Origin of the sequence: Streptomyces tendae, assembly GCF_008632955.1 — a bacterium.
GTDB lineage: Bacteria > Actinomycetota > Actinomycetes > Streptomycetales > Streptomycetaceae > Streptomyces.
Genome location: NZ_CP043959.1, coordinates 779,824 through 805,162, shown reverse-complemented (window position 1 = coordinate 805,162; position 25,339 = coordinate 779,824). Strand labels below are relative to the sequence as shown.

The following is a 25,339-nucleotide window of genomic DNA, read 5'->3' as shown; positions in this document are numbered from 1 at the left end:
CTGTCCTCGTCCTGAGTGCTTACTTGGCGGCGTGGGCCAGCTCGGCGGCCTTGTCGGCCGCGCCGTCCATAGTGTCGACGCGCTGCACCAGCGGGTGGTTGGCGTCGGTGAGGATCTGCCGGCCGAGCTCGGCGTTGTTGCCGTCGAGGCGGACGACGAGGGGCTTGGTGACCTCCTCGCCTCGGTCCTCCAGCAGCTTCAGGGCCTGGACGATGCCGTTGGCGACCTCGTCGCAGGCGGTGATGCCGCCGAAGACGTTGACGAAGACGGACTTGACGTCCGGGTCGCCGAGGATGATCTCGAGGCCGTTGGCCATGACCTGGGCCGAGGCGCCACCGCCGATGTCCAGGAAGTTGGCCGGCTTGACGTTGCCGTGCTTCTCACCGGCGTACGCGACGACGTCCAGGGTGCTCATGACGAGACCCGCGCCGTTGCCGATGATGCCGACCTCGCCGTCGAGCTTGACGTAGTTGAGGTTCTTCTCCTTGGCGGCGGCCTCGAGCGGGTTCGCCGCGGCCTTGTCGTGGAGCTCCTCGTACTCGGGGTGACGGAACTCGGCGTTGTCGTCGAGCGACACCTTGCCGTCCAGGGCGATGACGTCACCGGAGGCGACCTTCGCGAGCGGGTTGACCTCGACGAGGAGGGCGTCCGACTTGATGAAGGTGTCCCACAGCTTGATCAGGACGTTCGCGACCTTGTCCGCGACCTCGGCCGGGAACTTGGCGGCCTCGACGATCTCGCGGGCCTTGGCCTCGTCCACACCGTCGATGGCGTCGATCGCGATCTTGGCGACGGCGTCCGGACGGGTGGCCGCCACCTCCTCGATCTCCATGCCGCCCTCGACGGACGCGATGGAGAGGAAGGTGCGGTTGGCACGGTCGAGGAGGAAGGAGACGTAGTACTCCTCCAGGATCTCCGGGGCCGTCTCGGCGATCATCACCTTGTGGACCGTGTGGCCCTTGATGTCCATGCCGAGGATGTCGGTCGCACGGGCCACGGCCTCGTCCGCGCTCGCGGCCAGCTTCACGCCGCCGGCCTTGCCGCGGCCACCGACCTTCACCTGGGCCTTGACGACGGACTTGCCACCGAGACGCTCGGTGGCTGCGCGGGCCGCCTCAGGCGTGTCGATGACTTCACCGGCCAGCACCGGTACATCGTGCTTGGCGAAGAGGTCCCTCGCCTGGTACTCGAACAGGTCCACGCGCTTCCGTCCCTATCAGTGATCTCGCGGTTCGTTGGATGCGTGGGCGTGCCGCGAAGGGCAACGTGACGTCCGCTCTGTCACAAGGGAGGCGCACACGGTGTCCGAGCGCGCGGCATGTCCGCCTCGCAGGTTATCGCCGCACGGGTGACCTCTCTAAATCGCGAGTCACACGTGAGCGGTGATACCTGTCACATGATGTCGGCTTCTCCGGCACGGCGTGCCAGACGTGAGGGGCCTCACCGGGCTGGGGTTGGCCCGGTGAGGCCCTGCCGAACAACCCGGACGGGCGGTGAAGCCGTGATCCGGGGTTGCGGGGCGGCCGGCCTCCATTCCCCAATGGGGCCGGCCTCCCCTCCGCGAGGTCGCCGCCGGACGAGCCGACGGCTTTCGGCTCTCCGGGTCCTTCCCCGCGGAGTCCTTTGTTACCCGTGAGTCAGGAACGGGTGACAGGCGGGTGCGCGACCGGGGACATCGGGAGCGGCGGTCCACGGCGGTTTCGGCCGGGACACGGTGAATGTCCGTACGGGTGCGCGCCCGCGCAGGGGGCGGTCCGTACGGCCTAGGCGGGCGGGACCGGGACGTCCCGGGTGTGGTCCCGCGTCCCCGGGGCGTCGGCGCGCACGGTGGCGCCGGGCACGAGCCGGGGCGTGGGGCGGCGGTACGCGGGGACGGCACCGGGGTCGCCGTGCCGCGCGGTGCCCTGATCGACGGCGGAACCGCTGCCGAGGGTCCCGTCGGGGGCGCCTTCGGCGGGGGTGCGGGGCACCTGCGGCGAGCTCGCCCGGGCGGCGGGGGCGGGGTGCTGCCCGTCGGGGCGGGGGGTGGGGTGGGTGCCGAGTACTGAGGCCGAGGTTGCGGCCGCGGGGCCGTGGGTGGCGGGGGTCGCGGGAGTGTCCTGGGCACGTCCGTCGCGGATGTGCGGGGCGGACGGCGGGGCGGGGGGTGCTTGGGGTCCGGCGGCGTGGGGCGTGGGGAGCAGACGCACCGGGAGACCCGGGAGGTGCGGGGCGGGCACGGTCACCGTGCCCGCGCCCAGCTCCTCCGTCACCCCGCGCACGAGCTGCCCGACGGGGCGCAGCACCTGCCCCACGACGGGCCGCAGAATCGGCTCCGCGACGGGCCGCACGATGCGCTGCCCGGTCGGCCGCAGAACCTGGTCCACCACGGGCCGCACGACTCGCTGCCCGACCGGCCGCACGCCCTGGTCCACGACCGGCCGCACGACCTGATCCGCGACAGGTCGCAGGATCCGCTCCCGGACGGGCGGGGCAAGCCGTTCCGTAACAGGCCGGACGGCTTGCTGCCCGACGGGCCGCAAAACCCGCTGCACCATGGGACGCGGGAGCTGCTCCGTGAGCGGCGAGGTGAGCCGTTCCGTAGGCGGCCCGACGAGCCGATCCCCGACCGGCCGTACGACCTGATCCACAGCGCGACGCGGGAGCCGCTCCATGAGGGGCGAGGTGAGCCGTCCCGTAGCGGGCGGGGCGGCCCGTCGCGTCGCCGGCTTCACCACCGGCCGCGCGGCCTGTTCACGGGCGGGACCCGCCGCCCGCCCGCCGGCCGTCGGCACCACCGGCGCCTCCGCGGCGCGGCTGCCCGACCCGGCCCCGAGCCTCACGCCCGTTTCGCGCGCGGCGCCCCGCACCGCCCCCTCGGCCCGTGGCCGGGTATGCACGGCCACGTCCGTACGCTGCGCGGTCAGGGCGTCGACACGTGAACGGACGCCTTCCGCGTCGACCCGTACCGGTCCCCCGCCGGAGGGGAACCGTTGCTGCGGCGGGCCGTCCGCCGCGGCGGCCCGCTCCCCGCACAGGAGCCCGAGCAGGAACACCGCGCCCGCCACCAGCGCCAGCCGGACCGCACGCCGCCGGGCCGCCGCGCACACCGCGCGCGCAGCGGCCCCGGGCACGGCTGCTGCTGGCCAGGTCGACAGGGCGTTCCCTCTCCGGACTGCGGAACCACCGGGCATCTTCACGAGTCCTCGGTCGAACGGCCCCGATCCTTGCACGCAACGCCCGCGGTCCCGCAAGCCCTCCGTCACCGATGGGCACTCATGTCCGTTTTCACAGGCGGGAGTCGGATCCGTCCTCCGCGTCCGGTATCGGCAGCGGCCGCTTCTCGATCGCCGCCGCCATCACCTCCGGGAACAGATCGGGGGTGCAGGCGAACGCCGGTGCGCCCAGCGCGGCGAGGGAGGCCGCGTGCTCCCTGTCATACGCGGGCGCCCCTTCGTCGGACAGGGCGAGCAGTGACACGAACTGCGCGCCCGACGCCTTGATCGCCGCGACCCGCCTGAGCATCTCGTCGCGTATCCCCCCTTCGTAGAGGTCGCTGATCAGCACGACGACCGTCTCCGCGGGGCGGGTGATGCGCGACTGGCAGTACGCGAGCGCCCGGTTGATGTCCGTACCGCCGCCGAGCCGCGTGCCGAAGAGCACGTCGACGGGGTCGTCCAGCCGCTCCGTGAGGTCGACGACCTCGGTGTCGAAGACGACGAGGCGGGTGGAGACCGACCGCAGGGACGCGAGGACCGCCCCGAACACCGAGGCGTACACGACGGACGCCGCCATCGACCCGGACTGGTCGACGCAGAGCACGACCTCCTTCTCGACCGACCGCGAGGCGCGCCCGTGGCCGACGAGCCGCTCGGGCACGACCGTGCGGTGGTCGGGTAGGTAGTGCCGGAGGTTGGCCGCGACGGTGCGGTTCCAGTCGATGTCCTGGTGGCGGGGCCGGCGGACGCGGGCGCCCCGGTCGAGGGCGCCGGTGAGGGTGGCCCGGGTGCGGGTGGCGAGCCGCCGCTCCAGGTCCTCGACGACCGTGCGCACGACCGCCCGTGCCGTCTCCCTTGTCGTCTCGGGCATCGCCTTGACCAGCGACAGCAGGGTGCCGACGAGGTGCACGTCGGGCTCGACCGCCTCCAGCATCTCGGGCTCCAGCAGCAACGTGCCGAGTCCGAGCCGGTCGATGGCGTCGCGCTGCATGACCTGGACGACGGAGGAGGGGAAGTAGGTGCGGATGTCCCCGAGCCAGCGCGCCACCGAGGGCGCCGACGCCCCGAGTCCTCCCGTCCGCTCGCGGCCCGCCCGCGCCGTGTCGTCCCTGCCGTAGAGCGCGGTGAGCGCCCCGTCCATCGCGGCGTCCTGCCCGGACAGGGCGTGTCCGGTCCCGTCGGCCGTGTCCCCGCCGAGCACGAGCCGCCAGCGGCGCAGCCGCTCCCCCGCCGGTTCCGGCGTTCCCGTCATGTGCGCCTCCCGCGTCACCGGCTCCCCCGTCATCGCGGCACCCCCGCCCGCTCCGCCCGGATGCCCTCGTCGTCCCCGTCCGGTCCCAGCAGCAGCCGCAGCACCGGCAGTACGGCGTCCGCCCGCGCGCCGTCCAGGCCCGGCCCGAAGCCGGGCGCCCCGGCCGTCGCGCCGGCCGTGCGGCCGTGTCCCCCCGGCCCGCGGCGCACCAGTTCGCCGAGCGTGCGCCGCACCCCTGGCTCGTACGCCGCGAACGTCCGCCGCAGCAGCGGCAGTACGTCCGTGAACGCCTCCGCCGGGACGGCCGTCAGCCACTGGTCGACCAGGCCGAACAGCCGCTCGTCGTGGACCAGGAGCAGCCCGCCGCCGGGGCCGCCGACGAACCCGTCGATCCACGCGGCCGCGTGCGCCGGGGGTGTGCCCGGCGACAGTACGAGCCCCATGAGCCGCGCGGCCTCCTCCTGCGCCAGCCGGCCCTCGTCCAGCAGCAGCCGTACGGCCCGGCCGCGCAGCACCCCCGGGACGGTGTCCCGCGCCGACAGCTTCCGCAGCACGGACCGCCACCGCTCGCGCAGTCTGCCGTCCCCCGCCGCGTGGCTGTCGCCGAGCAGGCCCAGCGCGCCGTGCACCGCGTCGACGTGGCCCCGCATCTCCTCGGCCGCCTCGGCGTCCAGGGAGACACAGGCGGGCGGCAGTCCGACGAAGACCCGCTCGGCGAGACCCGCGGCGACCTCGGTGAGCGCCGCGGTGCCGGTGCCGCGCACGTCGCCGTAGCGCAGCGAGCGGACCAGGGCGGGGAGGGCCTGGGCGAGGTGGGCGACGTCCGTGTCGAGGGCGGCGCGGTCGGCGAGGACGCGCATCACCGTCGGCAGGGCCCCGGGCAGGGCGGCCAGCAGGCAGTGCTCCGCGAGGCCGGTGACGTCGGCGAGGCCGCGCGCGGCGATCGCGTCGCTCTCCGCCTTGGCGGTCGCGGCGGCGAGCACGGTCGTCCCCCACACCCCCGCCTCGGCGGCCCGTACGGCCAGCTCCGGTTCCCAGCGCAGCCGCCAGGTCTCCCGGAAGGTGCCCGTGCCGCCGCGCGATGCGGCGGGCCGGCCCCAGGCAATGCCGAGCAGCCGCAGCCGGTGCAGCAGCCGGCTGCGCTCGGCGTCGGTGTCCTTGCGCAGGTCGAGGTCCAGCTCCCGCTCGGCCGCCTCCGGTTTCAGCCGCAGCCGGCGCCGGGTGCGCTCCAGGTCCCGCTGCAACGGCACCGCGGGCACGGTGGGCGGCACCTCCCCCAGCACGTCGCCGACGACCAGCCGGTCGTGCACCAGCGCCAGGGGGACGTCGGAGCCCTCGCACATCACCGCCCGTACGGCGTCGGTGGCCTCGCCGAGGCCGGGCAGCGGACGTCCGCGCAGCGCGGCGAGGGTGTCCGCGAGCCGTACGGCCTCGATGACGTGCCCGGGCGAGACGGTCCGGTCCTCGGCCCGCAGCAGCCGCGCGACCTTGGTCAGCCACCGCTCGACCGGCCGGTCCGGGGCATCGAACAGGTGCGCGTACCACCCCGGGGAGGTGACGCCCGCGCCGTACCCGCCGGCCCGGGACAGCCTGCGGTGCGTCCACGGCACCCACGTCAGGTCCGTCTTCACACGAGGCAGCCCCTTCAGCAGGGCCCGGTCTGCGGCCACGGTCGTACGGTGCCGCAGCGCCGGCACGTGCCACGCTCCGCAGACCACGGCCACGCCGTCCTCGAACTCCCGCTGCGCGTCCCGGACACGCAGCCGCATATGGGCCTCGCGGATCAGGTCCCGGCCGTGTCCGCCGCTGCCGTACTCCTCCCGCAGCGCCGTCATCGCCTCCTCCAGGGCCGTGAACGGCGCGAGCGCGTCGCCCTTGCCCGCGCCCCGGTGTTCGACGACGTCCTCCCACCAGCGCTCGGCGTCGTCGTACCCGGCGGTCTCGGCGAGCACCCCCAGCGGATCGACCCGCATGTCCTCGTCCGCGGCCCCGGCGCCCCGCTCCGGGCCGTCCTCCCCCTCCGCTCCTCCCTCCCCCTCCTCTTCCTCCCGCTCCCAGGCCAGCGTGTGCGTGGCCGGCAGGTCGATGAAGCGGGCGGGCACCCCGTGCTCCAGCGCCCAGCGGAGCGCGACCCACTCCGGGGAGAACGCGGCCAGCGGCCAGAAGGCCGACCGGCCGGGCTCGTCCACGGCGTGGGCGAGCAGGGCGACCGGCGGGCGCATGTCCTCCTGCGCGGCGAGCGGGATCAGCGGGTCGGCCTCGGGCGGTCCCTCGATCAGCACGACGCGCGGCCGGGCCCCGTCCAGCGCGGCCCGCACGGCCCGCGCCGACCCGGGGCCGTGGTGCCGCACCCCGAGCAGCAGTGGCCCCGCGTCCGGTGCCTCGCGACCGTTCACGCACCGACCTCCCGGCAGGCCCGGTAGAAGTCCGTCCAGCCCTCGCGTTCCCGCACGACGGTCTCCAGGTACTCCTGCCAGACGACCAGGTCCGCCGCCGGGTCGCGGACGACCGCGCCGAGGATGCCCGCGGCGACGTCACCGGCCCGCAGCACGCCGTCGCCGAAGTGCGCGGCGAGGGCCAGCCCGCCCGTGACGACGGAGATCGCCTCGGCGGTCGACAGGGTGCCGCTGGGCGACTTCAGCTTGGTCCGGCCGTCGGCGGTCACGCCGTCGCGCAACTCCCGGAAGACGGTGACGACCCGGCGGATCTCGTCGATGCCGTCGGGCACGGCCGGCAGGTCGAGCGAGCGGCCGATCTGCTCCACACGGCGCGAGACGATGTCGACCTCCGCCTCGGGTGTCCCTGGCAGCGGCAGCACCACCGTGTTGAAGCGGCGCCGCAGGGCGCTGGACAGCTCGTTGACCCCGCGGTCGCGGTCGTTGGCCGTGGCGATCACGTTGAATCCGCGGACGGCCTGCACCTCCTGCCCGAGCTCCGGTATGGGCAGGGTCTTCTCCGACAAGACGGTGATCAGGGAGTCCTGGACGTCGGCCGGGATGCGGGTCAGTTCCTCGATCCGGGCCGTCCGGCCCTCGGCCATGGCCCGCATGACCGGGCTGGGGACGAGGGCCTCGCGGCTGGGGCCCTGGGCGATCAGCCGGGCGTAGTTCCAGCCGTAGCGGATGGCTTCCTCGGGGGTGCCGGCCGTGCCCTGCACCAGCAGGGTCGAGTCGCCGCTCACGGCGGCGGCCAGGTGCTCCGACACCCATGTCTTGGCGGTGCCGGGCACACCGAGCAGCAGCAGCGCGCGGTCGGTGGCGAGGGTGGTCACCGCGACCTCCACGACCCGGCGCGGTCCGACGTACTTCGGGCTGATGAGGGTGCCGTCCGGCAGGGTGCCGCCGAGCAGGTAGGTGGCGACGGCCCAGGGCGACAGGCGCCAACGGGCGGGGCGCGGGCGGTCGTCCTGGGCGGCCAGCGCGGCGAGTTCGTCCGCGAAGGCGTGCTCGGCGTGCGGGCGCAGGGTGTCCGCCGGCCGCGTGTCCGCGGGTGCGGAGCCGTTCCGCCTCGGGTCGACGGACGTCGGTTCTGCGGACACAGACATGGCTGGGTCCCCCCTCCAGCTCGGCCGGTTCGGATCTGTCACCCACCGTGCACCACGCCACTGACAATCGCTCCGACCTGGGCACATGCCCACCCCGACGCGACTGTCAGTGGCGGGACCTACCGTCGGGGACATGACTGATCAGGGGGTGCGCCGGACGACGGACCAAAAGCCGGCACGGGCGTCGGGCGGAGGGTCCGGCGGGGGACCGGACGGGACGGGGACCCAACTCGGCGTGCCCGCGGCGCCGGCGGCGCTCGCGGCGCTGCGGCGGGCGGAGCGCCGGGCCGAGCGGATCACGGCGGGCGCGGCCGAGCTGGAACAGCGTCTGGAGGATCTGCTGCGTGGCGGGCTGGCGTCGGCCGAACGGTCCGGCCCCGCCGTGTGGGAGGAGACCGCCGCCCGCATGGTCGACGCGCAGGCACAGGGACTGGCCAGTCGCGTACGGGAGTTGGGGACGCTCCCGGCCTGCGGTGCGGGCGCCCCGGTGCGGCTGCTGGAGGAGACCGCGCTGCTCCATCTCCTCGCCAGGGCCTGGCTCCGCCGCGAGCGGCTGCCGGAGGATCTGGCGGCGACGGTCCGCTCCCGCGTGGGCCTGACCGCACCGGCGGACGGCCCCGCGATACGGGACGACTGGCTGGTGCTGGCCCAGTACGACCGGTCCGACGGCCACCTGACCACCCGTCGCATCTGGCTGCACGGCGCGGGCTCGGGCCGTACGGCGCTGCTCCTCTCCTACGGTGCCGCGGGCCGCTCCCCCGATCTAACGCTGCCGGCCGGGCTGGCCGTCGACGCGGAGCTGTCCGCGTATCCGGGTGCCGGGCAGCCGCGGATGGCACTGGTCGAGCGGTTCGCGCCGCCCGCGCCGACGACAGTGCGCCCGCCGGGCACGACGACGGCCGGGGCGCTCGCCCGTTACGGCGCCGCGCTGCGTGACGACCCGTGGTGCGAGTCGGTCCCGGTGACCCTGGACCGTGTCGTGCCGGTCCCGGACGGTGACGGCTGGCAGCTGGCGGACGCCGACGAGGACCACGCCCTGCCGATCGGGCAGGCGGGCCGGTCCCGCCCGGGGCTGTGGCGGCTGGTGGCCCTGTCCGGCGGGGCTCCGGTCCGGGTCTTCGGCGAGTGCGGCCCGCACGGATTCACTCCTCTGGCGGCATGGCCGCAGGGCCCCGGTGAGGCGGTTCCCCTGTGCTGACGCGTCCCGCGGGCCCCTCGGGGCCCACCCGCCCCGACACCCCCATGCATCTTTCGGACATCACTGGACACTCGGTGCGCGTGAGTCTTCGACCGCGCCGGGACCCCCGTCGGAAAGGAAGCTCATGAGCAGCACGACCGCCGCCGTGGACGCGTCCCTCCCGGACCGCTGGGAGGAGCTGGTGACCACGGCTCTGCTGGGCACCGACCGGCGCACCCCGCCGGGTGTCGCGCCCGGCCCGCGGGCGCCGTCGGCCCTGCTGGACGCGGCGGCCGTCGCGACCGTACGGCGTCGGGCCGGGCTGCGCCCCGCACCCGCCGCGGAGCGTCTGCGTCCTGCCCCCGACGACCCGCGCCCCGCGCTGCCGACCGCCGCGGCGCGCCGGCTCGCGGTGCTGCTCTCCGACCGGCCCGGTGCGTCCGGCGGCGGCCGCCGGGGCACGGCACCGGACCTCATGGAACTGCTGCCCCAGTGGCTCCACGCGGCGAACGCCCGTGGCTTCGCGGCGCCCCCGCAGGCGCTGCCCGCCCTGCTGGACGCCGCGCGGGGCCGTACGGACCTGCGTCCGGCGACGCTGCGGTTCGCGGGCCCGCGCGCACTGTGGCTGGCCCGGCTCAACCCGGACTGGCGGTTCGCCCTGCGCGCGGCCCCGGGCGGCGGCGCGTCCGCACCCGACCCGAAGGACGGGGAAGGCATACGGAGGCTCTGGCAGGAGGGCCTCTTCGCCGAGCGGGTCACGCTGCTCACGGCGCTGCGTTCCCGTGACCCGGCCGCCGCACGCGATCTCCTCGCGGAGACCTGGGCGGTGGAGCGGGCCGAGGACCGGCTGATGTTCCTGGACTCCCTGCGCGCCGGGCTCCACCCCGACGACGAGACCTTCCTGGAGCGGGCGCTGGCCGACCGCAGCCGCAATGTGCGGGCGACGGCGGCCGAGTTGCTGTCGGCGCTGCCCGGGTCGGCGCTGGCCGCGCGGATGGCGGTACGCGCCGCCGCCTGTGTGGCCGTGGACCGCACGCGGGACGTGCCGACGATCGTCGTGGAGGCGCCGCACGAGTGCGACGCGGCGATGGAACGCGACGGGGTGGTGGCCAAGGCCCCGGCCGGCCGGGGCGAACGGTCCTGGTGGCTGGGTCAGCTGGTGGAGGCGACGCCCTTGGACACCTGGCCGCGGCGCCTCGGCGGGCGGACGCCCGAGGAGATCGTGGCGCTGCCGGTGGCGGACGGCTGGCAGGACGAGCTGCACGCGGCCTGGTGCCGGGCGGCGGTGCGGCAGCGGGACGCGGCGTGGTCCCGGGCGCTGCTCGGGGAGCCCTCCGCGCCGGAGGCCGGCGGTCCGGGGGCGGTGTCCCTGGCGGAACGCGCACGGCTGCTCGCCACCCTGGACGCCGGCGAACGAGCGGTGTGGGTGGCGGGGTTCATCGAGACGCACGGCCTGTCCGAGGCGTTCCAGCTGCTCGGGGTGTGTGCGGTGCCCTGGGCCGCGCCGCTCGGGCGGGCCGTGGTCGACGCGCTCAACATCGCGCGGGACGCAGGGAGTTATCCATGGAGCTTCAGCGGAGTCATGGGCCTGGCCGAACGCTGCCTCGACCCTTCCGAGGCGAGCCGCCTCGACGCCCTGCTGGCGGTACCGGACGAGCCGGAGGACGCGGCCCCCGGAGCCGGGGGCTACTGGTCCGAGGCGTTCCAGCGCCTGGTCACCACGCTGCGTCTGCGCGCCGCGATGCTGGCCGAGCTGACCCCGCCGGTCCCGGCACCCTGACCGGACCGGTCCGTCGCGCCGCGCCGCCGCTCACGGCCCACGCCGGGAAGGGCGGCACCGCTGCCACCACCCGCCCGCACCGCATGAATCCCGGTACGGGGCCGCCCACCGCCACGAGGGCACGAACGGGCGCCGCCGCACGGGCGCCCGAGCCGCGCACCAAGCCGGCACCCGCCGACCCGCCCACGAGGAACCTTCGACACGCCCCGGCCCGTCACCGGCCCACGGGCCGCCCGCTCCGCCGGGACCACGCCCCGACGCCGAGCACCCCCGTACAGGCGGGCCCGGCGGCGCCCCGCCTCCCGGGTGCCGGCCTACGCCTCCGCGGGCTGACGGGCGTTCGCCCGCACCCAGTCCACGATGGACGCCGTGGTGGCACCCGGCGTGAAGATCTCGGCGACACCCTTCTCCTTCAGCGGAGCGATGTCGGCCTCGGGGATGATCCCGCCGCCGAAGACGAGGATGTCCTCGGCGTCCCGCTGCTTCAGCAGGTCGATGACCGCGGCGAACAGCGTGTTGTGCGCGCCCGAGAGGATGGACAGGCCGATCGCGTCGGCGTCCTCCTGGATCGCGGTGTCGACGATCTGCTCGGGGGTCTGGTGGAGCCCGGTGTAGATCACCTCCATACCGGCGTCCCGCAGGGCCCGCGCGATCACCTTGGCCCCGCGATCGTGGCCGTCGAGCCCCGGCTTGGCCACCACCACGCGGATCGGACCGGCTGCCACACCCATCACTGCCTCCATGAAGCGACTACATCCATCCGTATCGACCAGTACCGCACACATCGCACGGACACCCCGGCCCGAACCGGCCGTGGAAGTGAACGAACGTTATCTCCAGCATCCCGCAACCGGCAGTTTCACGGTGCGCAGGGAGGGGGAAATCACACGGTGGGACACGTCCGTCGCGCAGCGTTCCCGGGCCCGCGGTGCGAACCGAGTGCCCGTGCGACACAAGGACATCAGTGGGAACATGCGCATAAGGGATGCGCATCGAGGTCGACCCGCCACCGCGCACCGTCCACGCGTCACCGGCGCGCGCGGCCGACCGCTTTCGGAGCGGCATCCCACGAGGGCACACGGGGGACGAGGCTGTCCCTGCACGTGCCGACAGGAGGTCGGCCATGAAGGTCACCCAGGCAGCTCTTCCGTTCCTGCCCCTCTGCCGGCGCCTCCTGCCGGCCCGGCTGGCGGATCTCTCCGTGACCCTGCTGAAGGCGACCGCCCTCGAGCTGGCGATCCTCGCGGGCCACGTCCTCCTCTATCCCGCCGGGATCATCCAGGAGCGCCGGGGCCCTGACCGCTCCGCGCTGCCCGCACCGGAGGGGACGGCGCAGCTGCCTGTCCGGGCCAAGCCCCCGGTCGTGCTGCTGCACGGCTTCATCGACAACCGCTCGGTCTTCGTCCTGCTGCGCCGCAGTTTGGCCCAGCACGGCAGGCAGCAGATCGAGTCGCTCAACTACTCCCCACTGACCTGCGACATCCGTATCGCGGCCGAACTGCTCGGCCGCCACATCGAGCAGGTGTGCGAGCGCACGGGCAGCACCCGGGTGGACGTGGTGGGACACAGTCTCGGCGGCCTGATCGCCCGGTACTACGTGCAGCGGCTGGGCGGCGACCGCCGGGTGCGCACGCTCGTCACGCTCGGCACCCCGCATTCCGGCACCCGAGTCGCGCCGCTGGCCAACGCCCACCCCATCGTGCGGCAGATGCGCCCGGGCTCACCGGTCCTGGAGGAGCTCGCCCAGCCCGCCCCCGGCTGCCGTACGCGCTTCGTCGCGTTCTGGAGCGACCTCGACCACATCATGGATCCGCTGGAGACGGCGTGCGTCGAGCATCCGGACCTGACGGCGGTCAACGTGCGGGTGAGCGGCGTGGGCCATCTCGCGCTGCCGGTGCACCCGGCGGTGGCGACCGGCATACGGCAGGCGCTGGACACGGCCCACCCGGGTGAACCGTCCGACGGACGGGCGAACGGCCTGACGGTCGCCTGAGACGGCGGGCGCTCGACACGCCCGGCACGCTCCTCCCGACGCAAGGCGATCCTTCGCGTCCACAAGCGATCAACTTCGGTCGGTCACGGCCGACTTGCCGACGCCGACGCGTCACAATTTCGAACAGCCGTCGAACATAGAGCCAAGACCGCGCCCGTGGACCGCCAAAACCCGACCGAATGCCCGTTTCCTGCGGCCGTGAAACCTGGGGAAGATTGTCGCGCCCGCATACCGCCGGGTACAGTCGCCGCACTGCTCTGGCAGCCCCTGTTGTCGAGGCGAAAGAGAAGTTGGTGAACGACCGTCACCCGTCGGGGACCATGGCCCCGGCCCCGGCTTCCGATGCCGCCTCGGCGCCCTACGCGTCGTACGGCACTCAGGAAGCCCAGTACGGCGACTTCACCTCGTACGGCGGCTACGACGCCACGTACTACGGCACCGGCGAGCACACCGCCGGCACCTTCGCCGCCGATCCCCTCTTCGGAAGCCTCCCGGGTGACGACCCGGCCGCGGCCGCCTACACCACCGGTCACTGGTCGGTGGACGGCCAGGACACCGGTCACTACGACGTGTACGCGGCGCAGCAGACCTCCCCGTACGACACCGGCGGCCACGACGCCACCGCCTGGACCACCGGCCTGCAGCCGATGGCGGCGGTCCCGCAGCAGGGTGGTTCCCCCGAGACCGGCCAGTGGGACGCGAGCGGATGGCTCCAGCCCGACCGCACGGACCAGCCGGCGGACCCGACGCAGCAGTGGGACTGGGGCACACAGACCTTCGACAGCGGCGTGTACGACGCCACCCAGTGGAACTCCGACGGCGGCGAGACGGCCGCGAGCCCGCAGGCCTCCGACACCTACGACCCGCAGACCGGCTCCTTCGACCAGGAGACGTACGGCGGGGAGCCGTACGAGCAGGAGAACCTCACGCCGGAGTCGTACGGACAGGAGTCCCTCGGCCAGGACGCGGCGGACCAGCCGTACGCCGAGGACGCCTACCGTGGGGAGCCCGGCCCGGACGAACCCGGGGCCGGTGAACCGGCCGACACCGGCGAACTGCCCGCGGTGTCCCTGCTCGACGAGCAGGAGGAGGTCCTCCCCGCTTCCGCACCGCGCGCCGCCTCCCGTTCCCGCTCCCGCCGCCGCACCCCTCCCAAGCGTTCCGCGCTGCTGACGGTGGCCGTGCCCTCCGCCTGCGTGATGGGGGTCGCCGGCATCGCCGCGGCCTCGGTCGGCGACCTCACCGAGGACGGCGGCCAGGAGACCAGGACGACCGCCGCCGACGCCGCGCCGGTCAAGCCCTCCGCCGCCAACGTCAAGCTGGACACCCAGCTGGAGAGCCTCGCCGCCGGCGCCGACGACTTCGCCGACCGGGCCAGTCGCGCCCAGGGGCGCATCGACCTCAAGGCCCAGCAGGACGCCGAGCGCAGGCGGGCGGCCGAGGAGGCGGCCCGCAAGGAGCGGCTCCGCCCGAAGTTCGCGCTTCCGGTGGCGCAGCACGGCCTCAGCGCCTACTACGGCCAGTCCGGCATCAACTGGATGTCCGTCCACACCGGTATCGACTTCCCCGTCTCGTACGGCACGCCCGTGCTGGCCGCGACGGACGGCACGGTGCGCACCCAGTACAACTCCGCCTACGGCAACATGCTGATCGTGACGGCGATGGACGGCACGGAGACCTGGTACTGCCACCTCTCCACCTACCAGGTGCCCTCCGGGGCGACCGTCAAGGCCGGCGACCAGATCGCGTTCTCCGGGAACTCGGGCAACTCCACCGGCCCGCACCTGCACTTCGAGGTGCGCCCCGGCGGCGGCTCCTCGATCGACCCGCTCGCCTGGTTCCGCAGCCACGGCCTCGAACCGACGTAAGGGCTGCCGGGCCGGAGCGGACTCCGGCCCCGCGACGGGCCACCGTGTCCGGTCGGCTAGAGCTTCTCCACCGGCGCGTACCGCAGCAGCAGGCGCTTGGGCTTGGTGTCACCGAAGTCGATCGTCGCCTCCGCGTTCGCCCCCGTGCCCTTCACCGCGACGACCGTGCCCAGACCGAACTGGTCGTGCGTGACCCGGTCCCCGACGGCCACCGACACCACCGGCTTCTCCGAGGCGCGCCGGGTGGCGAAGCCCGAGGCGCCCGACGCGGACGAACGGGAACGGGACGACGACAGCGACGCCGCCACCCCGGACGCCGGACCGGACGACACCGGCGCGCTCGCGCCCGTCCGCTTCCACTCCAGGTGCGCGGCCGGGATCTCCTCCAGGAACCGCGAGGGCGGGTTGTACGACGGCTGGCCCCAGGCGCTGCGCAGCGTCGACCGGGTCAGGTACAGCCGCTCCCGGGCACGCGTGATGCCGACGTACGCCAGCCGTCGCTCCTCCTCCAGCTCCTTGGTCTGGGCGAGGGCGCGCATGTGCGGGAAGACGCCGTCCTCCATGCCGGTGAGGAAGACGACCGGGAACTCCAGGCCCTTGGCGGTGTGCAGGGTCATCAGCGTGATGACGCCGGAGCCGTCCTCCTCCTCGTCGGGGATCTGGTCGGAGTCGGCGACCAGGGCGACCTGCTCGAGGAAGTCGGCCAGTGTGCCGGTCTCGCCCTCGGCGCGTTCCTGTTCGAACTCCAGGGCGACGGCCGCGAGTTCCTGGAGGTTCTCGATGCGGGTCTCGTCCTGGGGGTCGGTGGAGGCCTGCAACTCGGCCAGGTAGCCGGTCCGTTCCAGGATCGCCTCAAGGACCGTCGCCGGTCCCGCCCCCGACTCGACGACCGTACGGAGGTCCTCCATCAGCGTGTTGAACCGCTTCACCGCGTTCACCGACCGCGCGGCCATGCCGTACGCCTCGTCGACGCGGCGCAGCGCCTGCGGGAAGCTGATCTTCTCGCGCTGGGAGAGGGCGTCGATCATGGCTTCGGCACGGTCGCCGATGCCCCGCTTGGGGACGTTGAGGATGCGGCGCAGCGGCACCGAGTCCTCGGGGTTGGCGAGCACCCGCAGGTAGGCCAGGACGTCCCGGACCTCCTTGCGCTCGTAGAAGCGCACGCCGCCGACGACCTTGTAGGGCAGGCCGACGCGGATGAAGATCTCTTCGAACACACGGGACTGGGCGTTGGTGCGGTAGAAGACGGCGACGTCGCCCGCCTTGGCCTCGCCCGCGTCCGTGAGGCGGTCTATCTCGTCGGCGACGAACTGGGCCTCGTCGTGCTCGGTGTCGGCGACGTACCCGGTGATGAGCGCGCCCGAGCCGGCCTTGGTCCACAGGTTCTTCGGACGGCGGGACTCGTTGCGCTCGATGACCGCGTTGGCGGCGGAGAGGATGGTCTGGGTGGAGCGGTAGTTCTGCTCCAGCAGGATCGTCGTCGCGTCCGGGTAGTCCTCCTCGAACTGGAGGATGTTGCGGATCGTCGCGCCGCGGAAGGCGTAGATCGACTGGTCGGCGTCGCCCACGACGCACAGCTCCGCGGGCGGCACCTCGGCCTCCGGCGGCACGTCGACGGGGTGCTCCGAGGCGCCTCCGACGAGTTCGCGCACCAGGGCGTACTGGGCGTGGTTGGTGTCCTGGTACTCGTCGACCAGGACGTGCCGGAAGCGGCGGCGGTAGTGCTCGGCGACGTCGGGGAAGGCGCGGAGCAGGTTGACCGTCGTCATGATCAGGTCGTCGAAGTCCAGCGCGTTCGCCTCGCGCAGCCGGGACTGGTAGAGCGCGTAGGCCTGGGCGAGGGTCTTCTCGAAGCCGTCGGTGGCCTGGGCGGCGAAGTCCTCCTCGTCGATCAGCTCGTTCTTCAAATTGCTGATCTTGGCGCTGAAGGACTTCGGCGGGAAGCGCTTGGGGTCGAGGTCCAGGTCGCGGCAGACCAGGGCCATCAGCCGCTTCGAGTCGGCGGCGTCGTAGATCGAGAAGGACGACGTGAAGCCGAGCTTCTTGGACTCCCGGCGCAGGATGCGGACGCACGCACTGTGGAAGGTCATGACCCACATGGCGTTGGCCCGCGGGCCGACGAGCTGCTCGACGCGCTCCTTCATCTCGCCCGCGGCCTTGTTGGTGAAGGTGATCGCGAGGATCTGGCCCGGGTGGACGCCCCGCTCGGCGAGCAGGTGCGCGATGCGGTGGGTGAGCACACGGGTCTTGCCGGAGCCGGCTCCGGCCACGATGAGCAGGGGGGAGCCGGAGTGCACGACGGCGGCGCGCTGGTTGTCGTTCAGGCCCTCCAGCAGCGCGGCGGCGTCGATCACCGGGCGGGGGGCGCCATCCCGGTAGTAGGCGTCCCGCTCCGGGGGCGCGTCGAACTTCCCGCCGAACAGGTCGTCCGGAAGGGGCTCCGGGGCGTGCTCGTCCTCGGGTGGCGGCGGGGGCTCGTCCGCGGGGCCCCGCTGGGCCTGGAGGTCCGCCAGGAAGCTGTCGTCAAAGAGGCTGCTCATCGCTCTCCGAGTCTAGGGCGCCGCACCGACAACCCGGGGCCGCCCCGGAAACATCACACGGCTTCCCTCGCGGTCCTGCGGCGGGCACCCTCCACGCCCGCCGTGTCACCGAGAGCGACATCACGAACAAGGTCACGAAAATGTATCGGGCATATCACCCATCAACCTTCACAGGGGCCACACCAGTTGGCTACGGTGCGGTTCGGGCCGCTCGTCCCCCGCCGGCGAACCTCGCCGGGCCGTGCGGCCCCCGCCGAATCCGTCACTGTCCGCCGTGGCAGCCGGAGCCGGGGACCCACCGAGACATGGGGTGAATCGGACCACTCCCTCAGGGAGCGGGCCGTAGGGCAACCCTTCCGAACCACCCGCCCGAACCCGACAGCTAACCCGGTAGGCGGAGCACTGGAAGGAGTCGCCTCCCTTGGCGTCGCACCGCAAGTCGCGCACCCCCGGCGCGCGCGTCGCAGGCATACGCACCCCGGCCCTGGCCACGGCCGCGCTCACCTCCGTGGCCCTGCTCTCCCAGACCGCCCAGGCCGCTCCCACGGACGACGACCGGCCGAGCCTGGAGGAGGTCGAGAAGAAGGTCGGCGACCTGTACCGCCAGGCCGAGTCGGCGACCGAGAAGTACAACGCGGCCGAGGAGAAGACCACCAAGCAGCGCAAGCGCGTCGACACCCTGCTCGACGACGTGGCCAAGCGCACCCAGTCGCTGAACGACGCGCGCGAGGAGCTGGGCTCCTACGCCGCCGCCCAGTACCGCACCGGCGCGGGCCTGCCCGACACGGCGACGTTCCTGCTCGCGCAGACCCCGCAGGACCTCTTCGACCAGCGGCGGGTGCTGGACCGGATGACCGGGCGGCAGAAGGACGCGGTCGACGACTACGTCACCCAGCAGTCCGAGACGATGAAGAAGCGCAAGGAGGCCACCGAGAGCCTCCGGACGCTCACCGAGACGCAGGGCGACCTCAAGACGGCCAAGGCCACCGTCCAGAAGAAGCTCGCCGACGCGCGCGGGCTGCTGGCGCAGCTGACCGCAGAGGAGAAGGTGCGGCTCGCCGCGATCGAGAAGCGGAAGCAGGAGGAGGCCGCCCGCAAGGCGGCGGAGCTGGCCCGCCGGCAGGCCGAACAGCAGCAGGCCCAGGACGAGGCCGTGCAGCAGGGCGGCGGCACCTCGGACGGCTCCGGGTCCACGGGCTCCGGGTCCACCGGCTCGACCGACACCCCGCCGGCCGACTCCTCGTACGCCACCAAGGCCGAAAAGGCCCTCGCCTTCGCCCGCGCGCAGATCGGCAAGCCGTACGTCTGGGGCGCGACCGGGCCGGGCTCCTACGACTGCTCCGGACTCACCCAGGCCGCCTGGAAGGCCGCCGGCGTCTCCCTGCCGCGCACCACCTACGACCAGGTGAACGCCGGCACCACCGTCCCGGTGTCCCAGGCCCAGCCCGGCGACCTGGTCTTCTTCTACGACGACGTCACCCACGTGGGCCTCTACATCGGCAACGGCATGATGATCCACGCCCCGAAGCCCGGCACGTACGTGCGCGAGGAGTCCATCTACTACGACGGCGACTCCGCGATCCACAGCATCGTCCGCCCGGCCTGACGGACAGCCGGTCCCGCCTCGTCGCCCTGCCCCCGGCCCGTCCGCGGACAGGGCGACGGCCGGGACACGGCGGTGATCGGTCGGCGCCCTGGCGCTCACGGCCTCCCGGAAGCCAGACTGGCCCCGATGAACGCCGCCGACCTGCCCTTCTTCCGCTATCACCCCGACCCTGTCGCCACCGGGGCCGTCCGCGAGGGCTCCGAGGAGTGCGCCCGCTGTCACCGGCGGACGGGGTGGATGTACACCGCGACCTTCTACACGGCGCAGGACGTCAGCGGGGACTTCTGCCCCTGGTGCATCGCCGACGGCAGCGCCGCCGAACAGTTCGACGGCGATTTCAGCGACACGTACGGGCTCGACGGCGTCGGCATGGAGACGGTCCGGGAGGTCACCCGGCGCACCCCTGGCTTCCGCTCCTGGCAGGACCCGCACTGGCTCGTCCACTGTGACGACGCCGCCGCGTTCCTCGGCGAGGCCGGCCCCACCGAACTCGCGCGGTACCCGGACGCTCTCGACCGGCTCCGCGCCGACCTGCGCGAGGACGGCCTGCGCGACCCGGACGAGCTCGAACGGTTCCTGGCCTGCCTCGGCGAGGACGCGATCGCCCTGCTGTTCCGCTGCATCCGGTGCGGGACCCACCTGGCCTACGTCGACGCCTCGTGAGCGGGAACGGGGACGTGCCCCGGGGTCAGGTCCAGAGGACCGCAATGAAGATGTTCGCCACGGTCAGCAGGCCGACCAGGCCGAAGACGCCCTTGTCCACCTTCTCCTCGTCCCGCTTCACGTAGACCAGGCCGAGGATCACGATCAGCACGGCCAGCTTCACGCCGATCTTCATGTTGTCGACGGAGTGGTCCTGGGCCTGGTTGAGGCCCACCAGCACGACACCGGTGACCAGCATCGTCAGCGCGCCGTGCAGCATCGCCGGGACGAAGCGGGCGGTGCCCGCGCCCATCGCCTTCATCTGGGTGAGGAAGCCGCCGAGCAGCGACGCGATGCCGATGATGTGCAGACCGACGAACAGGTGGATGAGTACGTCCATGAGGCCGGAGCCTAGCCAGGGGCGTCTCATAGCAGTCCGGCGCCCTCACCCTTCCCGCCTTCACCACATCGGTCATCACCCAGAGTGAGAACGAAGCATCGGGAACACGATCGCTGTCACTTACGGTCACCCGGCGCTCCGTGGGTGTCAGTTCCGCACAAGCCGTATCCGATCCCGCGCGGCCCGGCCTAGCGTCCTGCACCAGGTGACCGGCTCTGCATCGCCGCTCGGACCAGGAGCGGCGGCCGGACACCACCGCCGAAGAAAGGTCCGGCGGCGGACGGCTCCCCTGTCACCCCGCCGCCGGACCGCCGGACGAGAGCCCGGCCGCGGCGGGCGGTCGTGGAAAGGACGGCAGCGAGGGTGGCAGCGCACCGCAGGGTCCGACAGCGTCCGGGGGGCGGCACCACGGCCCGTGCGGCCGTCACCGTCGTCCTCGCCGGAGCGGCCACCGCGGCCGGCTTCGACGGAGCGGCACACGCCACGCCGCAGCCGGCGCCGGCCGGGGCCGACGTGGACCGGCTCTACCGCGAGGCGGAAATCGCCACCGAGAAGTACAACGGCGCGAAGGAGAAGGCGGACTCGGCGCGGCAGCGGCTGAGCGACCTGCAGGACGAGACGGCCCGGGCGCAGGACCGGCTCAACACCGCGCGGGAGTCCCTGGGGACGGTCGCGGCGGCCCAGTACCGCGCCGGCGGCCTCGACCCCGCCCTGCAACTGGTCCTGTCCGACGACCCGGACGCCTACCTCGACGGTGCGGCCCTCGCCGAGCGCGCGGGCAGCCGCCGGCACGCCGAACTGGGCCGGGTGCGCGCCCAGCTGCGGGAGGTCGAGAAGCTGCGCGGTGCCGCCCGCGTCGAGGTGAAGACGCTCACCTCCCGCCGGGCCGAACTGGAGCGGCACAGGAGGACCGTCACCGAGAAGCTGTCATCCGCCCGCAGGCTGCTGTCCGGGATGTCACCGGAGCAGCGCGCGGGGCTCACCGGCGGCACCGACCGCGCCACGCGCTCGGCGGGCGCCCGCGAGGACGCCGCCCCGGCGCAGGCCCCCAACGCCCGCGCCGCACAGGCCGTCGCCTACGCCTACCAGAAGCTGGGCAGCCCCTACGTCTGGGGCGCGACGGGGCCGGACGCCTTCGACTGCTCGGGGCTGGTCCTGGCCGCGTACCGCTCCGCGGGCGTCTCCCTGCCGCGCACCACCTACGCGCAGATCAACGCGGGCCGCCGGGTCTCCCGCTCCGAACTACTCCCCGGCGACCTGGTGTTCTTCTACTCCGGCATCAGCCACGTCGGCCTCTACGTCGGCAACGGGCAGATGGTCCACGCCCCCAACCCCTCGGCTCCGGTCCGGGTGGCCCCGGTCGACCAGATGCCGTTCGCCGGGGCGACGCGGGTGGTGTGACGGGCTCGGCCTCCGTACCGAGGGGCGTGGCGCCGGTTCACACCAGTCGGCGTGCCGTCGCCCAGCGGGTCAGCTCGTGGCGGTTGGACAGTTGGAGCTTGCGCAGCACCGCGGAGACATGGGACTCCACCGTCTTCACCGAGATGAACAGCTGCTTGGCGATCTCCTTGTACGCGTAGCCGCGGGCGATCAGCCGCAGCACCTCCCGCTCCCGCTGGGTAAGGCGGTCGAGGTCCTCGTCGACCGGCGGGGCGTCGGTCGAGGCGAAGGCGTCCAGCACGAAACCGGCCAGCCGCGGTGAGAAGACCGCGTCGCCCTCCTGCACCCGGAAGATCGAGTCGATCAGGTCGGTGCCGGTGATCGTCTTGGTGACGTAGCCGCGGGCGCCGCCCCGGATGACCCCGATGACGTCCTCCGCCGCGTCCGACACGGACAGCGCCAGGAAGCGCACGGGCTGCTCGGTGTCCCCCATCAACGGGGCGCAGCGGCGCAGCACCTCCACGCCGCCGCCACCGGGCAGATGCACGTCGAGCAGGACCACCTCGGGGCGGGTCGCGGTGATGACCGTGACCGCCTGGTCGACGTCGGCGGCCTCGCCGACCACCTCGACGCCCGTCTGTTCGGTCTGCCCGATCTCCGCCTGGACCCCCGTACGGAACATGCGGTGGTCGTCGACGAGGACGACGCGCACATGGCGCCCTCCGGTGCCGCCGGCCGGCTCCGCGGGCCCGGCCCCCGGTGCCGCTCCCGCGGTTGCGTTCGCTTCGGTCGGCTCGCTCATGACGTCTTCTCCGCCCTCTCCATCTCCAGCTCGACCTCCGTGCCGCCGTCCGGCACCGCGCGCAGCCGCGCCGTGCCGCCGTTGCGCTCCATGCGGCCGATGATCGATTCTCTGACGCCCATGCGGTCGGCGGGTATCGAGTCGAGGTCGAACCCGGGACCGCGGTCACGGACGGACACGAACACCGTCTTCCCCTCGACCTCCGCGTAGACCTGGACCGCGCCTCCCTCGCCACCGTACTTGGCGGCATTGACCATCGCTTCCCTCGCGGCCTGCATCTGTGCGCCGATCCTGTCGTCCAGGGGGCAGTCGCCCACGACGACGACCTCCAGGGGGACGCCGTGCTTGTCCTCGACCTCGGCGGCGTTGCGCTTCACGGCCTCGGCGAGGGTGGTGGGCTCCTCGTCCTCGTCCTTGCCGTTGCCCTCGGGCTTGTAGAGCCAGGCGCGCAGGTCGCGCTCCTGGGCCCGGGCCAGCCGGCGCACCTCGCCCGCGTTGTCCGCGTTGCGCTGGATCAGGGTGAGGGTGTGCAGCACCGAGTCGTGGACGTGGGCGGCGACCTCGGCCCGCTCCTGCGCCCGGATGCGCATCAGGCGCTCCTCGGAGAGGTCCTGCGTCATGCGCACCAGGTAGGGGCCGGCGAGCAGGGTGATGCCGACGAGGACCGCGAGCGCGGCCTGCAGCACCGCGCCGAGGTGACTCCCGGAGCCCCGCAGGACGAAGATCCCGGACGCGCCCGCCGTCACCAGCAGCACACCGGCGACGGCCCGCAGCAGCGTCATCGTGCGCCGGCGGCGGCCGACCTCCATCCAGCGGGCCCGGCGCGCGTTGTCCGCCTGCCGCCACACCAGGGCCACGCCCGCGCCGACCAGGACGGTCGGCCAGAGGTAGGCCCGGGCGCCGTTGGTCAGGTTGACGCTGCCCACGAAGATCATGGCCACCACGACCATGAGGAGCAGGGCGACGATCTGTCCCTTGTCCGGTTTCCGCGTGACGAGTCTGCGCCGGCCGTCCGGAGAGGTCTCGGTGCCTATCGGCGAGGGGGGCTTCTGCGCGTCGACGCCACCGACGCCGAGCGGGACGAAGAACCAGAACGCGGCGTACAGCAGGGCCCCGAGACCGTCGGCCATGAACAGGGCGACGAACGCGAGGCGCACCCAGATCACGGGCAGGCCGAGGTGTCCGGCGAGCCCCCGTGCCACTCCACCGAGCCAGCGTCCGTCACTGCTGCGGTAGAGCTTGCGCGGCGGCCGCGGCTCGGCGAGGGGCGCTGCTGCGGCTTCCGACATGGCAACGATGGTCACATGCCGTGCGAGGGAGGGCATCAGGGTCGGCCCCTAGAACTCCCCTGATCCCGTTCTCGGGGACGGCCGGACGCTCCCCGGGCCGCCGCTCGGGGACGGATATCAGGGTCCGGCCAGGGTCGTTCCCACTGCCGCGGGGGCTGCTCGCCCGTCACCATGGACCCATGACGGATCACCAGCATGCCGCGGCGGGTCCGGGCGCGGGTCAGGACCCGCGCCCCGGGCCCCGGTCCGGCGCGACCGCCGCGGACGCGCCGCGTGCGGGCGGACGCGCGGGCGCGGGGAAGGAGGGGACGGCCGCCGCGGCGGCCGGAGCCCCGGGCGGCGCGGAGCCGTCGGCCCCGGAGCCGCACTTCCGGCGCGACCGACGGCACCAGATGTTCGGCGGGGTGTGTTCCGGGCTCGGCCGGCAGTACGACATGGACCCGGTGATCTTCCGGATCACGCTGGCGGTGCTGTCGGCCACCGGCGGCATCGGCCTGATCTTCTACGGCTTCGCCTGGCTGTTCGTCCCGTACGACGACGAGGAGGAGAACCAGGTCCGCAGGCTGCTCACCGGCCGGGTCGACGGCCACACCCTGGCGGCCGTGCTGTTCGCGCTGGTCGGCTGCGGCGTCTTCCTCTCCATGCTGAGCAACGACGGCGTGCTGAGCTTCGCCGTCATACTGTCCCTGCTGCTCGGCGGTGCCGCCTACTGGTCGCGGCGGCGCGGCACCGAGCGCCCGGACCCCATAGCCGCACAGGCCGCCGCCGACGCCCCGCCGGAGCCCCAGGCTCCGCCGATCCCGGCCGCCTACCCGTCGTGGTGGCGCGAGCCCATCGTCAAGGACGGCACCTATGTCGGGGGGACGGGCTATCTGTGGGGCCCCGAGGACTCCCGCGACCTGGACATCGCCACCGCCGTCGGCGTCGGCGTCCGCTCCGGCACCCGTGGGGGCGTCCGGGACGGCGTGCGCCCGCCGCAGGCGCGCCCGCCGAGACAGCGCGGGCCGCGCGGGATCGGCGGCTGGGTGTTCCTGTTCGCCCTGCTCGCGGCCGGCCTGGGCATCGGCCTGACCTGGGACACACAGCCCCTCGGCACCAGCCTGCAGACCGGTCTGGCCGCCGCCCTCGGTGTCACCGGCCTCGGCGTGGCCGTCAGCGCCTTCCTGGGCCGCACGGGAGCCGGATCGATCGTCCTCGCGATCCTCACGGCGGGTCTGCTCGCGGGTTCCACCGCCGTGCCCGAGGACATCGGCACCGACTGGACCCGCACCGGCTGGCAGCCCGCCTCGGTCGCCCAGATACGCCCGCTGTACGACCTGGGCGCGGGTGAGGGGGAGCTGGACCTGTCGGCGATCCGTGTCCCGGCGGGCGACTCCGTCTCCACCCAGGTCGAGGTGGGACTGGGCCGGATCCATGTGATCGTCCCCCGGGACGTGACCGTCCGGCTGAACGTCGAGGTGGGAGTGGGCGACATCCAGTTGCCGGGCGACGGACGGAAGGACGTGGACGTGGCACCGGGCAAGCATCAGCGGATGACCCTGGAGCCGCCCGCCGGTTCCGCGAAGGCCGGCACGCTCCGCCTCGACCTCAGGGTCGGCGCGGGACAGGCGGAGGTGACCCGTGCTACGTCATGAGTTCCAGCCCGGCAGGCTGATCGCCGGCACCGCACTCGTCGCCGCCGCCGTGGTCTACGGCGGTGACGCGGGCGGCGTCTGGGACACCCCCTGGTTCGTGGTGATCCCGGTCGTCGTGGGTGGCCTGTGTCTGGCCGGTGCGGTGGGCCTGATGACCGGACAGGTCCGCCGCCGCCGTGCCCGGCGGGTCCCCTGAGGAGCCGACCCCGACTGCCGACAACTGACAGCCGACAGC

General features: G+C 73.5%; 19 protein-coding genes and 1 riboswitch. Of the genes, 9 read left to right on the top strand and 10 right to left on the bottom strand.

All coding sequences use genetic code 11. The features are described from left to right. Nucleotides 1–19 precede the first annotated feature (19 nt). From sucC to F3L20_RS03860, 5 genes are all read right to left on the bottom strand, one after another. The gene (sucC, locus tag F3L20_RS03880) at nt 20–1,201 is read right to left on the bottom strand and encodes an ADP-forming succinate--CoA ligase subunit beta (protein ID WP_145830010.1); all 1,182 of its coding nucleotides are present in this window, start codon (nt 1,199–1,201) and stop codon (nt 20–22) included. A gap of 562 nt (nt 1,202–1,763) precedes the next feature. Further along, nucleotides 1,764–2,426, bottom strand: a complete 663-nt coding sequence (locus F3L20_RS03875; RefSeq protein ID WP_150152217.1) for a hypothetical protein — start codon at nt 2,424–2,426, stop codon at nt 1,764–1,766. A gap of 841 nt (nt 2,427–3,267) precedes the next feature. Continuing rightward, nucleotides 3,268–4,482 carry a VWA domain-containing protein gene (locus tag F3L20_RS03870; RefSeq protein ID WP_150152215.1) on the bottom strand — a complete coding sequence of 405 codons (1,215 nt, stop codon included), beginning with the start codon at nt 4,480–4,482 and terminating at the stop codon, nt 3,268–3,270. Continuing rightward, on the bottom strand, nt 4,479–6,845 hold the full coding sequence (locus tag F3L20_RS03865) for a DUF5682 family protein (protein WP_150152213.1): 2,367 nt from the start codon (nt 6,843–6,845) through the stop codon (nt 4,479–4,481). Before F3L20_RS03865 ends, F3L20_RS03870 begins: the two co-directional genes overlap by 4 nt. Further along, complete coding sequence (locus F3L20_RS03860) at nt 6,842–7,993, bottom strand: ATP-binding protein (protein ID WP_150152211.1); 1,152 nt, start codon at nt 7,991–7,993, stop codon at nt 6,842–6,844. Before F3L20_RS03860 ends, F3L20_RS03865 begins: the two co-directional genes overlap by 4 nt. Before the next feature lie 133 nt (nt 7,994–8,126). Between F3L20_RS03860 and F3L20_RS03855 the strand changes: the two genes are divergently transcribed. Continuing rightward, nucleotides 8,127–9,191, top strand: coding sequence for a hypothetical protein (locus F3L20_RS03855; RefSeq protein ID WP_150152209.1), 1,065 nt, complete (start codon nt 8,127–8,129; stop codon nt 9,189–9,191). A gap of 124 nt (nt 9,192–9,315) precedes the next feature. Further along, on the top strand, nt 9,316–10,950 hold the full coding sequence (locus tag F3L20_RS03850) for a DUF5691 domain-containing protein (RefSeq protein ID WP_150152207.1): 1,635 nt from the start codon (nt 9,316–9,318) through the stop codon (nt 10,948–10,950). A 314-nt stretch (nt 10,951–11,264) separates the two neighbouring features. On the opposite strand, the gene F3L20_RS03845 is transcribed toward F3L20_RS03850, so the two are convergent. Next, nucleotides 11,265–11,681: a cobalamin B12-binding domain-containing protein gene (locus F3L20_RS03845; RefSeq protein WP_024883274.1), complete on the bottom strand. Its 417-nt coding sequence runs from the start codon at nt 11,679–11,681 to the stop codon at nt 11,265–11,267. A 392-nt stretch (nt 11,682–12,073) separates the two neighbouring features. Here F3L20_RS03845 and F3L20_RS03840 point away from each other — a divergent pair, with 392 nt between their 5' ends. Together F3L20_RS03840 and F3L20_RS03835 are read left to right on the top strand one after the other, a co-directional pair. Continuing rightward, nucleotides 12,074–12,943: an esterase/lipase family protein gene (locus tag F3L20_RS03840; RefSeq protein WP_150152205.1), complete on the top strand. Its 870-nt coding sequence runs from the start codon at nt 12,074–12,076 to the stop codon at nt 12,941–12,943. Nucleotides 12,944–13,122: 179 nt separating this feature from the next. Beyond that, a complete protein-coding gene (locus tag F3L20_RS03835; protein ID WP_150152203.1) occupies nt 13,123–14,811 on the top strand; it encodes a M23 family metallopeptidase in 1,689 nt (562 codons plus the stop codon). Nucleotides 14,812–14,867: 56 nt separating this feature from the next. Here F3L20_RS03835 and pcrA read toward each other — a convergent pair whose 3' ends face one another. After that, on the bottom strand, nt 14,868–17,351 hold the full coding sequence (gene pcrA, locus F3L20_RS03830) for a DNA helicase PcrA (RefSeq protein WP_150152201.1): 2,484 nt from the start codon (nt 17,349–17,351) through the stop codon (nt 14,868–14,870). A gap of 241 nt (nt 17,352–17,592) precedes the next feature. Continuing rightward, nucleotides 17,593–17,765, top strand: a riboswitch (cyclic di-AMP (ydaO/yuaA leader). 7 nt (nt 17,766–17,772) lie between these two features. On the opposite strand from pcrA, the gene F3L20_RS03825 reads away from it, so the two are divergent. Together F3L20_RS03825 and F3L20_RS03820 are read left to right on the top strand one after the other, a co-directional pair. Continuing rightward, nucleotides 17,773–18,957 (top strand): C40 family peptidase, encoded by a 1,185-nt coding sequence (locus F3L20_RS03825; RefSeq protein ID WP_150152199.1) that lies wholly within the window; start codon nt 17,773–17,775, stop codon nt 18,955–18,957. A 126-nt stretch (nt 18,958–19,083) separates the two neighbouring features. Further along, nucleotides 19,084–19,620, top strand: coding sequence for a CbrC family protein (locus F3L20_RS03820; RefSeq protein ID WP_150152197.1), 537 nt, complete (start codon nt 19,084–19,086; stop codon nt 19,618–19,620). Nucleotides 19,621–19,645: 25 nt separating this feature from the next. On the opposite strand, the gene F3L20_RS03815 is transcribed toward F3L20_RS03820, so the two are convergent. Beyond that, nucleotides 19,646–19,999: a hypothetical protein gene (locus F3L20_RS03815; protein ID WP_150152195.1), complete on the bottom strand. Its 354-nt coding sequence runs from the start codon at nt 19,997–19,999 to the stop codon at nt 19,646–19,648. Between the two features lie 363 nt (nt 20,000–20,362). Between F3L20_RS03815 and F3L20_RS03810 the strand changes: the two genes are divergently transcribed. Further along, entirely contained in the window at nt 20,363–21,400 is a 1,038-nt protein-coding gene (locus F3L20_RS03810; protein WP_150152193.1) for an NlpC/P60 family protein, read from the top strand. A 37-nt stretch (nt 21,401–21,437) separates the two neighbouring features. On the opposite strand, the gene F3L20_RS03805 is transcribed toward F3L20_RS03810, so the two are convergent. Both F3L20_RS03805 and F3L20_RS03800 read right to left on the bottom strand, forming a co-directional pair. Next, nucleotides 21,438–22,181: a LuxR C-terminal-related transcriptional regulator gene (locus F3L20_RS03805; RefSeq protein WP_150152191.1), complete on the bottom strand. Its 744-nt coding sequence runs from the start codon at nt 22,179–22,181 to the stop codon at nt 21,438–21,440. After that, nucleotides 22,178–23,470 carry an ATP-binding protein gene (locus F3L20_RS03800; RefSeq protein ID WP_150152189.1) on the bottom strand — a complete coding sequence of 431 codons (1,293 nt, stop codon included), beginning with the start codon at nt 23,468–23,470 and terminating at the stop codon, nt 22,178–22,180. The genes F3L20_RS03805 and F3L20_RS03800 overlap by 4 nt, the downstream gene beginning before the upstream one ends. 179 nt (nt 23,471–23,649) lie before the next feature. On the opposite strand from F3L20_RS03800, the gene F3L20_RS03795 reads away from it, so the two are divergent. Both F3L20_RS03795 and F3L20_RS03790 read left to right on the top strand, forming a co-directional pair. Continuing rightward, nucleotides 23,650–25,104, top strand: coding sequence for a PspC domain-containing protein (locus F3L20_RS03795; protein ID WP_150152187.1), 1,455 nt, complete (start codon nt 23,650–23,652; stop codon nt 25,102–25,104). Next, nucleotides 25,091–25,300: a hypothetical protein gene (locus F3L20_RS03790; RefSeq protein ID WP_150152185.1), complete on the top strand. Its 210-nt coding sequence runs from the start codon at nt 25,091–25,093 to the stop codon at nt 25,298–25,300. The genes F3L20_RS03795 and F3L20_RS03790 overlap by 14 nt, the downstream gene beginning before the upstream one ends. The last annotated feature ends 39 nt before the right edge of the window (nt 25,301–25,339 follow it).

Bases quoted from the DNA above. Each gene is read 5' to 3' on its own strand.
- F3L20_RS03850 (WP_150152207.1), top strand. From the start codon at position 9,316: ATGAGCAGCACGACCGCCGCCGTGGACGCGTCCCTCCCGGACCGCTGG.
- F3L20_RS03805 (WP_150152191.1), bottom strand. From the start codon at position 22,181: ATGAGCGAGCCGACCGAAGCGAACGCAACCGCGGGAGCGGCACCGGGG.
- F3L20_RS03795 (WP_150152187.1), top strand. From the start codon at position 23,650: ATGACGGATCACCAGCATGCCGCGGCGGGTCCGGGCGCGGGTCAGGAC.
- F3L20_RS03815 (WP_150152195.1), bottom strand. From the start codon at position 19,999: ATGGACGTACTCATCCACCTGTTCGTCGGTCTGCACATCATCGGCATC.
- F3L20_RS03835 (WP_150152203.1), top strand. From the start codon at position 13,123: ATGCCCGTTTCCTGCGGCCGTGAAACCTGGGGAAGATTGTCGCGCCCG.
- F3L20_RS03800 (WP_150152189.1), bottom strand. From the start codon at position 23,470: ATGTCGGAAGCCGCAGCAGCGCCCCTCGCCGAGCCGCGGCCGCCGCGC.
- F3L20_RS03820 (WP_150152197.1), top strand. From the start codon at position 19,084: ATGAACGCCGCCGACCTGCCCTTCTTCCGCTATCACCCCGACCCTGTC.
- F3L20_RS03840 (WP_150152205.1), top strand. From the start codon at position 12,074: ATGAAGGTCACCCAGGCAGCTCTTCCGTTCCTGCCCCTCTGCCGGCGC.
- F3L20_RS03860 (WP_150152211.1), bottom strand. From the start codon at position 7,993: ATGTCTGTGTCCGCAGAACCGACGTCCGTCGACCCGAGGCGGAACGGC.
- F3L20_RS03855 (WP_150152209.1), top strand. From the start codon at position 8,127: ATGACTGATCAGGGGGTGCGCCGGACGACGGACCAAAAGCCGGCACGG.
- F3L20_RS03870 (WP_150152215.1), bottom strand. From the start codon at position 4,482: ATGACGGGGGAGCCGGTGACGCGGGAGGCGCACATGACGGGAACGCCG.
- F3L20_RS03845 (WP_024883274.1), bottom strand. From the start codon at position 11,681: ATGGGTGTGGCAGCCGGTCCGATCCGCGTGGTGGTGGCCAAGCCGGGG.
- pcrA (WP_150152201.1), bottom strand. From the start codon at position 17,351: ATGAGCAGCCTCTTTGACGACAGCTTCCTGGCGGACCTCCAGGCCCAG.